Source organism: Plectonema cf. radiosum LEGE 06105, from assembly GCF_015207665.1.
Classification (GTDB): domain Bacteria; phylum Cyanobacteriota; class Cyanobacteriia; order Cyanobacteriales; family Nostocaceae; genus Rivularia; species Rivularia radiosa_A.
The window spans coordinates 20,180-29,898 of record NZ_JADEWL010000086.1 but is presented as its reverse complement, the minus strand read 5'-3'; the positions used below and the strand labels follow the sequence as shown (position 1 = coordinate 29,898).

At 38.2% G+C, this 9,719-nt stretch carries 7 protein-coding genes and 2 tRNA genes; 4 read left to right on the top strand and 5 right to left on the bottom strand.

Annotated features, from left to right (window positions below; genetic code table 11):
* Positions 1-84: 84 nt before the first annotated feature.
* The 3 genes from IQ247_RS21195 (at position 85) to IQ247_RS21185 (ending at position 1,975) form a co-directional block, all read left to right on the top strand.
* Positions 85-684, top strand: coding sequence for a TetR family transcriptional regulator C-terminal domain-containing protein (locus IQ247_RS21195; protein ID WP_228059929.1), 600 nt, complete (start codon positions 85-87; stop codon positions 682-684).
* An 87-nt stretch (positions 685-771) separates the two neighbouring features.
* Positions 772-1,194 (top strand): acyl-CoA thioesterase, encoded by a 423-nt coding sequence (locus IQ247_RS21190; protein ID WP_193923113.1) that lies wholly within the window; start codon positions 772-774, stop codon positions 1,192-1,194.
* A gap of 10 nt (positions 1,195-1,204) precedes the next feature.
* Positions 1,205-1,975, top strand: coding sequence for a glutathione S-transferase family protein (locus IQ247_RS21185; RefSeq protein WP_193923112.1), 771 nt, complete (start codon positions 1,205-1,207; stop codon positions 1,973-1,975).
* Between the two features lie 148 nt (positions 1,976-2,123).
* Here the strand turns inward: IQ247_RS21185 and IQ247_RS21180 are convergent, their stop codons facing one another.
* From IQ247_RS21180 to IQ247_RS21160, 5 genes are all read right to left on the bottom strand, one after another.
* Positions 2,124-2,483: a DUF5615 family PIN-like protein gene (locus IQ247_RS21180; RefSeq protein WP_193923110.1), complete on the bottom strand. Its 360-nt coding sequence runs from the start codon at positions 2,481-2,483 to the stop codon at positions 2,124-2,126.
* Positions 2,480-2,806, bottom strand: coding sequence for a DUF433 domain-containing protein (locus IQ247_RS21175; protein WP_193923109.1), 327 nt, complete (start codon positions 2,804-2,806; stop codon positions 2,480-2,482). Before IQ247_RS21175 ends, IQ247_RS21180 begins: the two co-directional genes overlap by 4 nt.
* Positions 2,807-3,405: 599 nt before the next feature.
* Positions 3,406-3,477 (bottom strand) — tRNA-Thr (locus tag IQ247_RS21170).
* A 62-nt stretch (positions 3,478-3,539) separates the two neighbouring features.
* Positions 3,540-3,621, bottom strand: a tRNA-Tyr gene (locus tag IQ247_RS21165).
* Positions 3,622-3,855: 234 nt separating this feature from the next.
* On the bottom strand, positions 3,856-5,673 hold the full coding sequence (locus IQ247_RS21160) for an ABC transporter ATP-binding protein (protein ID WP_193923108.1): 1,818 nt from the start codon (positions 5,671-5,673) through the stop codon (positions 3,856-3,858).
* A 765-nt stretch (positions 5,674-6,438) separates the two neighbouring features.
* Between IQ247_RS21160 and IQ247_RS21155 the strand changes: the two genes are divergently transcribed.
* On the top strand, positions 6,439-9,681 hold the full coding sequence (locus IQ247_RS21155) for a sensor histidine kinase (protein ID WP_193923107.1): 3,243 nt from the start codon (positions 6,439-6,441) through the stop codon (positions 9,679-9,681).
* Positions 9,682-9,719 lie beyond the last annotated feature (38 nt).

Here is a 9,719-nt window from a genome sequence, read left to right as displayed (position 1 = left end):
AACCCCTTACTCCCAACTCCTAACTATTTAATTGACTCGAAACTTTTCATATGATATTTTTAACAAGACTAATCGGTCTTAAGCATGATGATGTCTAAAGGTGAAGAAACAAAAGAAAGAATACTGTACCAAGCTGCTGCACTGTTTAATACTCAGGGTTATGCTGGTGCGTCTATTTCGGACATCATGAGGGTGACTGGATTAAAGAAGGGGGGGATTTATAACCATTTTCAAAGTAAGGATGAATTAGCATTACAAGCTTTTGATTATGCAATTGATCTGATTAAGCAGCGTTATCGAGGTGCGTTGAAAAATAAACGTCATGCGGTTGAACGTTTGCAGGCTATTATCAGCGTGTTTAGTACGAATGTTGAAAATCCTGCGGTTGAGGGAGGGTGTCCCCTGCTAAATACTGCGGTGGAAAGCGATGATGCTCATCCAATATTACGACAACGCGCTCAAACTGCGATGGATTCTTGGCGAGATATGGTTTGTAAGGTTATTCAAAAAGGAATTGCTAGAGGTGAAATTCGTCCGAAAGTAAACCCCGATGAAGTTGCAACCATAATGATTACATTACTTGAAGGTGCGGTAATGATGAGTAAATTGTATGATGATTCGATTCACTTAGAAAGAGCTATTAAGCATTTGAATAATTATATTCAGGTTGAATTACAAACTTAATAATCGATCGCAAAAGCCGCATATTTTTTTAAGAAAAAACAAACCGTTCGGTTTGAAAAAACAAACCTTCTTAATCTAAAATTACAAATGTTATTATCTCGACCATTAGAAGTAGAAATATCAATATCTATAAAGCCATACGATATTGATTTTGCTGGAGTAGTAAGCAATATCGTTTATATTCGATGGCTGGAAGATTTACGTTTAAATTTGTTTGATAGATATTTGCCTCTCGATAGACAAATGCAGCAAGGTTATATTCCTGTGATCGCAAAAACTCAAATTGAATACAAAAGACCAATTAAGCTATTTGATCGTATCATCGCGAAGATGTGGATTAGTCAATTAGGAAAAGTTAAAGTAACTATGGAGGCAGAATTTATTTCTAATAATGTGATTGCTGCAACGGCTATGCAAACAGGTAGTTATATCAATTCACAGAATAATCGTCCGGTAAGATTACCAGAAGAATTATTACAAAAATATTCACAATATAAACCTGTTGTATAGGGTGTATAAAATGCAAAATCAACAAAAACCATTCCGTTTAATAACCATTCCAGTTAGTCACTACTGCGAAAAAGCAAGATGGACACTTGATATATTGAAATTACCTTATATCGAAGAACCACATATGCCGCCTTTTTACCGATTTGCAACTAGTAAAGTCGGTGGTGGAACTGTTCCTGTGCTTGTAAGTGAAGATAGAGTTTTTACCGATTCAACTGATATTTTGAAATATCTTGATTCAATTTCTCCTAATGAGGCAAAACTATATCCTATAGATTTCCAACAGCGTCAAGAAGTTGAAGAATTAGAAGAATTATTTGACGAACAACTAGGTACTGCTATCAGAAGCTGGGCTTATGTTTATATAATTGATAATTCTCAAATTATCCAACCAAAATGGACTCAGGGTGTACCTTTTTTCGAGAAGTTATTATTTCCGGTAATTTATCCAGCAATGCGTTCGCTTGTTAGAAAAAAATATCATGTTAAGGTGGAATCAGCAGGACAATATTACGCACAAATAGAGAGTATTTTTGCAAAAGTAAGTGATTTATTAGTAGATGGGCGCAGTTACTTAGTAGGAGATAAAATTTCTGCTGCTGATATTACCTTTGCTTCTCTTGCTGCACCAATTTTGCAACCACCAGAACATCCAATAAAATCTTCTGATTCGCAACAATTACCGACAGAAATGTTATCTAAAATTAAGAAGTTTCAGGAAACTGCTGCGGGTAAGTTTGTGTTGAATTTGTATAAAAATTGGCGAAGACAGCGCGACTAGAAACCTTTAGAGAAGAATAGATATTATGCTTCAATGTTACGTCTCCTAAATCTAACCGAACAAAGCAAATTATTACAAGGTGTGATGCAAAATAAATCAATGGCGATCGCTTGTGCATCTGCATGAGTCAAGAGTTTGGAAGTATAAATTATAGAGGTATATGGGTAATACGGTCTTGAAAATCTTCTAATTCATTTACTTGAGCAATAAAAATTAAATCGTCGAGAATTTGTCCGAAAGTTGCTTTTCGACGGAACACAAAAATACCAGGAATATGATGATTTTTTGCGATATGTTCGGCTAAATGAACCGGCATAGAAGTACGGTTATTAGTGACAAGAATAAAATTATTTAACTCGCACCATGTCAAAATTTCGGGATCTAATGTTCCCTTTGCTGGAGTAGCAGGTTCTCCAACCATTAAAACAGTTAAATCTGGTTGATAACGTAATAATTGCTCTTTATACATAGGGGGTAAGTTTTCATCAATTAAATACTGAATTTTCACGAAACCATCCCTCTTTGAGCGGCTTTTATTTGACGCAATCTCAAAATATATTCGGGTGGATTTTCATCTTGGTGTGTTGCAGATTCTTGGCAGTATTTTAGCCAGTCAGCCATATATTGAGTAACTGATTCTTGATTATGCAGATAATAAAGTATAGTGGCGTAAACTTGTTCTAAGGTAAGACTTGGATAAGTTTCGGCGATTGCTTCTGGGGAATGACGATGATAAATGTATTCATCTAAAATGGTTTCTATGCCAATACGAGAACCTTTGATACGAATGTCATTAGGAGTAAGAAAGTTAAAGTAGTCTGAGAGTTGCATTGTTGTTTTCTATTTTTTAGTTTTTATATTAAATACTATAACCAATCAGTTCCGTCTCGCTGAGAAGAGGGACAATTAAAGTTTTGTTGGTAAATAAATTTTATTACCTTCAGTTTAATGATCCTCTTAGTCAGCAGTTGAAAAAATTAGCTTCTTTGAAATGTAAGAATTTCCGTAATATCAGTCAGCATAATTTGATTAGCTTTAGCTTGATTATTCATTCTAGCCATTTGAGGAGTTTAATGTTGTTGAATTCTACGGCTTGAATAAGCTTTATCGTAAAGAGAATACCCAGCCAATTCCCACAAAGAGCGAATTATGTCTGTTACCATAAATTATGGATTACTCAAGAATATTTCAAAGGAGTTAGAATACTTAACTTTGATACTGCTGCGTACAATTGCTATGAAACTTTACTTAGAGAAAATAAGCAACTAAACAAAAAAAGACTACAAAAAGATTTGCGAATAGCTGCAATTGCTCTTTCAACAAATGGGGTGATGGTTACTTGCAATCAAAAGGATTTTTCTCAAGTTCCCGATTTGGTTCTAAAGGATTGGACACAATAAAGCAAAACAAATAACTAACCATATCAAATAAGCCGATGACGAGAGTCGAACTCGTGACCTCACCCTTACCAAGGGTGTGCTCTACCACTGAGCTACATCGGCAAAAAACTTTGATTCTAGACTTTGGATTTTGATCAAGTAAATCCAAAATCTAGAAGTGAGAATGGGCCGAGCTGGATTTGAACCAGCGTAGGCGAAGCCAGCGGATTTACAGTCCGCCTCCATTAACCACTCGGACATCGACCCATGTAGTCTCACGATTATTAATCGTATCACAAGGTTTGGAAAATGCCAAAGTTTTTTTTGAGAAAGTTTTTAAAGGTCAAAGGTTAAAGGTCAAAGGTATAATAACTCAAAACTCCTAACTCAAAACTCCTCACCCAAAACTCCTCATTCCTAACTCAAAACTCCTAACTCCTCACTCCTAACTCCTCACTCCTAACTCTTAACTCAAAACTCCTAACTCCTCACTCTTAACTCCTAACTCAAAAGCTCTCCCGTTTCTTGCAATGAGTGCAATCTGCGGTAAATTCCTTGTTCTTGGAGGAGTTGTTCATGGCTACCTATTTCTACAATTCTTCCTTGATCTAATACGACGATTTTGTCGGCTTCTCTAACGGTACTGAGTCGGTGAGCGATGACTATGGTGGTGCGGGTTCCTTGAATAGAACGCATTGCTAATTGAATGGAACGCTCGGATTCATAGTCTAAGCTGGATGTAGCTTCGTCAAATATGAGTACGTCGGGATTGACTAACAATGCTCTGGCTATTCCAAGTCGCTGTCTTTGTCCTCCGGATAATCTCACTCCCCGTTCGCCGACTACGGTATAGTAACCTTCAGGTAACAAGTTGATTACTTCATCAAGTTTGGCAATTCTACAGGCTTCCTCTACCTCTGCAAAGCTGACGTTTTGGTTTCCGTAGGTCAGGTTATCTAAAACTGTACCGTTGAAAATATCTACTTCTTGGTGAACGATCGCCAATCTGCGGCGATATTCTCCTACGTCTAAGTTGCGGATATCTTCACCGTCCATCAATATTTTCCCAGACTGCGGCTCAAAGTAGCGAAACAAGAGTTTTACCAAAGTTGATTTTCCCGAACCGCTACGACCGACTAATGCTACTGTTTGATATGGTTCAATTAGTAGATTGATATCGTGTAAAATTCGGCGACTGGATTCGTAACCAAAATCTACATGGGAAAATTCAACTTTACCTGTGAAATTGTAGGATTTTTCTGATTTACGCGGTTCTAAAAGTCCCTTAGAATCAACTCCCGATGGTTCTTGGAGAAATTCTTGAAACCGCAACATCGAACTGTAACGACGAGCAAATATTTCTGCAAGAATGCTAATTGGCTCTAGTTCGGCATATGCCATACTCGATAAAGTTAAGGTCATAATAAATTGACCCAAGGTAATTCTACCGTCTATGGTGGCAGCTAAAGTTAAACCGAGTATCGCGAATACGCAAAACTGAATTAGGCTTTTTTGCCAAGTATTCAGTTTGACGTAACCTTTGTGAATCCGGTATACAACTACGTTTAATTCCCGTTCAAACCGTTGTTGTTGACGCTGTAATTCTTTGGCTTCGGTAGCAAATGCTTTAACTGTTTTAATGTTGCTGACAATTTCAGAAGTTCTACTTTCTGTATTTTCTGAATATTTATCTAAGCGACTTTCGTATTTAATTAGCTGCTGCAAATGCTTCAAAGTAAAGCTGAGAATTACTACAAAAGAAATTAAAAATAAAACTGCAATTCGCCAATCAACAAAACAAATAAATACAAAAATTCCCAAAACTCTAAACAATTTGGGAAGCAATTGTCCGGTGATTTCTGGATAAGTCCATGTCTGATTAGAAATTCCTTTTGCTACCCGCGAAGCTATTCTTCCAGGGTTGTTTTCATCATAAAATTCTAAAGGTAAAGTCAAGATTTTTGCTACTGATTGTTGGTTTTGATCGCGACGCGCTTTCAAGGCAATATACCAATGAAACCAACCGCTCAACCAAGGCTGTGTCGGCGCTCTCAACACTGTAACAACGAAAATTAAACCCAATAAAACACTTAACGATAAAGTTTGGTTGACTGGATAATTAGTTAGATTGGAAATTGTCGCGATCGCACTTCTCAAAAATCCGTCTAATGGTTGCCCTGAAAGCAGATTCAATATCTGCCCAATTGCATAAGGCACAACTAAATCAAGAATTTCATAAATACTGGATGCTGCAATGCTAAATATACTCAGTCCCCAGTAGGGACGATAGGAATTAACGATATCTCGTAAGTTTGCCATGATGCACGCGCTTGTTTTTTGTCCAGAATAGGTAAATAGGTAATGGGATGGGGGATGATGACTTTTAACGGTTGACACTCAACAGTGAACTGTTAATAATCCCCTATTACCAAATTCTTATAGAAAAGGATTTTTATTTACATACTACAGACGTATTACACAATAAGTCAATGGGTAGATAAATAAATCATCCTTAAGACAGAATGCGGGGTTATCGGAAGAATTAGGATTTAGAATGAACAATCTACCTGAAGAAATGATATTTATGGAGAAGATTTATTTAAATAGCTCTAAAGAAAGCAAATGATAAAGATATTACTATAAAAAAAATTGCGATCGCGTTAAAATGAGTTACATATAATATTTATTTGAATAGGAATAATCAACTCTTGCTTGTGATATAAATATTTAAAGTTAGAAAAGTTAGATTTTCAAGTTAGATACTGTTGGATACTATTTAATAAATCTAAAAAAGTAAATTTGTCAATGAATTTGAAACTATGCAAGTAGCCATCAGTGATAAAGAATCGAAATATTACTATGTAAACACTTTCAATAAAGTCAAAATTAATTATATATAGCAATCCTATTTGTATGTATCGAAATCACGGTGTTCAGATCCCTGACTTCTTCAAAAAGTCGGGGATCTAAATTCTCGCTTTACTAACGAAAGCAACAATTAAGGTGCGACTGCTCCCGTTTAAGTCAATCCAAAATCTAAAATTTATTAGCGTAGCGTGTCCGTAGGACATAATCCAAAATCCAATGAGCGGAGAAGATATTTTTATCGGTAATAGCGAAATGGCAGTGTTGATGCGTTCCTTTGATTGGTCGCAAACTAGCCTTGGTGCAGTGGAAACTTGGTCGCAAAGCTTAAAAACGACTTTGAATATACTACTGACCTCTCGCCATCCGATATTTTTATTTTGGGGAGAAGAGTTAATTCAATTTTATAATGATGCTTTCCGTCTGAGTTTAGGACAAGAAAAGCACCCCCAAGCATTAGGAGCCAAAGGAAGAGAATTTTGGACAGAAACTTGGCATATTATCGGTGAGCAAATTGATGCAGCAATGAAGCGGGGTGAATCGAGTTGGAACGAAGATCATTTAGTGCCGATTATTCGCAATGGTTATTTAGAAGAGGTGTACTGGACTTATAGTTACAGTCCGGTTCGAGATGATAATGGGGAGATTAACGGTACGCTGGTTATTTGTACCGAGACAACCGAGCGAGTTGTCGGAGAAAGACGACTGCGAACTTTGCAAGAACTAGCGGCTGAAAATATTGGAGTCAAATCGGTTGAACAAGCTTGTGAAATATCTGCTCGGACTTTAGCAAATAATTGTGATGATCTACCTTTTGCGCTGTTGTATTTACTTGATGAAACTCACTCCACAGCTAGGCTTGCAGGCATTGCCGGATTGGATGCAGGAACGCCTGTCAGTCCGCGAAAAATAGAAATTAATTTGGAAAACGAAATTTGTGATTTGTGGTCATTATCGATTGCTATAGAGACAAATCAAAGGCAGATTATCGAGGGATTGCAGTCAAAAATTGAAAAACTGCTGGGAACTAGGGAATCTGGTTTGCCGAATACAGCTGTTGTTATACCATTAATCGCGTCGGGACAAGTTCAGCCCAAGGGATTTTTGATTGCGGGTAGTAATCCCAGACGACCATTAAATGAGAATTATCAAGGTTTTTTTGATTTAATTGCCGGACAAATCGCGAGTGCAATTAGTAATGCTAGTGCTTGGGAAACTGAACGCAGGATAGCAGAAATTCGGGAAACAGCGCGTCAATCAGCAGAAGCCGCAGAAACTAGAATGCACAATATTTTATCAAGCATTCGCGATGGTTTTGCGATTTTTGATTACAACTGGCGGTTTATTTACCTTAACGATCGCGAAGTTGAAATTATTGGTATGAGACGCGAAGATGTTTTGGGTAAAAACGTTTGGGAAATTTTTTCCGATTTAGTTGGTAGCGAAATAGAAAAAAATCTACGTCAAGTAATGGTTGAACGAACATCGACACAGTTCAAGTATTATTATCCAACTTGGAATCGCTGGTTTGACATTCGAGTTTATCCTACTCCCGAAGGAATCGCGATCATAACTACTGATATTAACGAACACAAGCAAGCTTTGGAAGCTCTTGGGGAAAGTGAAGCAAGATTTCGGCAAATGGCGGAGACGATTGAAAATGTCTTTTGGCTGTTTGACTTGCAAGCGCAACACCATCTTTACATTTCACCTGCTTACGAGACTATTTGGGGGCGTTCATGCGAGTCTTTGTATAATAATTTTGCCGGTTGGATTGACACAGTTTATCCAGAAGATCGCGATCGCATCGAGTTGGCTGCAACACGATGTATTGAAAATTCCGGATTAAATGAAGAATATCGCATTGTGCGTCCCGATGGTTCGATTCGCTGGATACGCGATCGCGGTTTTGTAGTACGCGATAGTAGCGGTAAACCTTGCCGATTGGCGGGTGTTGCAGAAGATATTACCGACGAGAAACAAGCAGACGCAGCATTACGAGAAAGCGAGCGAAGATTGCAGTTTATGCTGGAATGTTCTCAAATTGGAGAATGGGATTTGGATTTAACAACCCAACCCTATACCGCTAATCGCTCGCTCAAACACGACCAAATTTTTGGATATGAATCAGTTTTACCAGAGTGGAGTTACTCAATTTTTCTCAACCACGTGCATCCCGACGATCGCGAATCTGTAGATAACTCATTCCAACAAACGCTTTCAACTTACGTAAATTGGGATTTTGAATGTAGAATCATTCGTCCAGACAAACAAATTGCTTGGATTTGGGGGAGGGGTAGCGTTTATCGAGATAACGATGGTAATCCCGTTAGGTTAATTGGTAGTGTAATTGATATTACTGAGCGCAAACAAACAGAATCAGCTTTGCGTAAGAGCGAGTTAAACTTTCGTACCTTGGCAGATTCCATGCCGCAAATCGTCTGGACATCTCGTCCGGATGGTTTTACTGATTATTACAATCAACGCTGGTTTGATTATACCGGCATGACTTTAGAGCAAACCCAAGGACGAGGCTGGGAACCCGTACTGCATCCCGACGATTTGCAAAAATGTATAGATGTATGGAGCGAGTCGCTTCGTACTGGTAATAGTTATCATATTGAATACCGTTTTCGCCGGGCTAGGGATGGAGAATACCGCTGGTTTTTAGGTCGAGCCGTTGCCCTACGTAATAATAACGGGCAAATTGTCAAATGGTTTGGTTGCTGTACCGATATCCACGACCAAAAATCCGCTCAACAAGCCGCAGAAGAAGCGAACCGCGTTAAAGATCAATTTCTGGCGGTTCTTTCCCACGAATTACGCACCCCCCTAAATCCGATTCTTGGCTGGACAAAAATATTACAAAAAGGTCATCTCGACGCGGAGAAAACCCAAATAGCTCTGCAAACCATCGAACGTAACGCTAAACTACAAACCCAACTAATTGACGATTTGCTCGATATATCCCGAATTATCCGGGGTAAACTCAGCTTAGAGGTAGCACCTGTGGATTTAACTACAGTAATTCAAGCTGCCTTAGAAACAGTTAAGTTAGCCGCAGAAGCGAAATCAATTACTATCCATACAGTAAAATCATCATCGGTAGGAATAGTCAACGGAGATGCCGGACGTTTGCAACAGGTAGTATGGAATATTTTATCTAATGCAGTTAAATTTACTCCCCAAAACGGACATATTTTCATAGAATTAACTCAAGTTGATAACTATGCTCAAATCCAGGTAAAAGACACCGGGAAAGGTATCAATAAAGAGTTTCTGCCTTATCTGTTCGAGCATTTTCGCCAAGAAGACAGCGCCACAACTCGTAAATTTGGCGGCTTAGGTTTGGGATTGGCGATCGCCCGTCAATTTGTCGAACTCCACGGGGGAACCATAACCGCAGACAGTCCCGGAGAACAGCAAGGTGCAATATTCACAGTAAAGATACCCTTTATTTAAGTTCTAAATAATACATTCCATTTAGCGCCAGTTAATCA

Excerpts from the sequence above, each read along its gene's own strand:
- IQ247_RS21195 (WP_228059929.1), top strand. The coding sequence starts at position 85 with ATGATGATGTCTAAAGGTGAAGAAACAAAAGAAAGAATACTGTACCAA.
- IQ247_RS21190 (WP_193923113.1), top strand. The coding sequence starts at position 772 with ATGTTATTATCTCGACCATTAGAAGTAGAAATATCAATATCTATAAAG.
- IQ247_RS21185 (WP_193923112.1), top strand. The coding sequence starts at position 1,205 with ATGCAAAATCAACAAAAACCATTCCGTTTAATAACCATTCCAGTTAGT.
- IQ247_RS21175 (WP_193923109.1), bottom strand. The coding sequence starts at position 2,806 with ATGCAACTCTCAGACTACTTTAACTTTCTTACTCCTAATGACATTCGT.
- IQ247_RS21160 (WP_193923108.1), bottom strand. The coding sequence starts at position 5,673 with ATGGCAAACTTACGAGATATCGTTAATTCCTATCGTCCCTACTGGGGA.
- IQ247_RS21155 (WP_193923107.1), top strand. The coding sequence starts at position 6,439 with ATGAGCGGAGAAGATATTTTTATCGGTAATAGCGAAATGGCAGTGTTG.